The sequence below is a fragment of the Gelidibacter salicanalis genome (assembly GCF_016469035.1).
In the GTDB taxonomy this organism is placed as follows: domain Bacteria; phylum Bacteroidota; class Bacteroidia; order Flavobacteriales; family Flavobacteriaceae; genus Gelidibacter; species Gelidibacter salicanalis_A.
Genome location: NZ_JAEHJZ010000459.1, coordinates 1 through 299 on the forward strand (window position 1 = coordinate 1; position 299 = coordinate 299).

1 pseudogene is annotated in these 299 nt (G+C 53.8%); it reads right to left on the reverse strand.

Going from position 1 to position 299, the window contains the following annotated elements:
* A pseudogene (locus JEM65_RS21820) lies at positions 1-299 on the reverse strand (hypothetical protein); the annotation flags it as partial.

Consider the following 299-nt stretch of genomic DNA (forward strand, 5'->3'; position numbering starts at 1 on the left):
CGCCCAAGGTGCCAATGACGTACTCGTTGCCCTTCGTAAAAATCACCGTAGTGCCCGTGCGGCGCACCACCATATCGGTGCCGGCGAAGATGCGCTTAATGGCCGGCTCAATCCGCTTATTCACCAGCGTATCCAGCTTGTGCGAACCGATATCGGCGATTTTCACGCTGATGCGGGCGCGCTGCTGGGTGCTGTCCATGAAGGTTTTGAGCAGCTTGCCGGTCGAGTTTTTACCCTGCCCCTGCGAATTAGCCAAGTAACTCAGGATGAAGTTCTTATCATCGTTATTCGGTAATTTA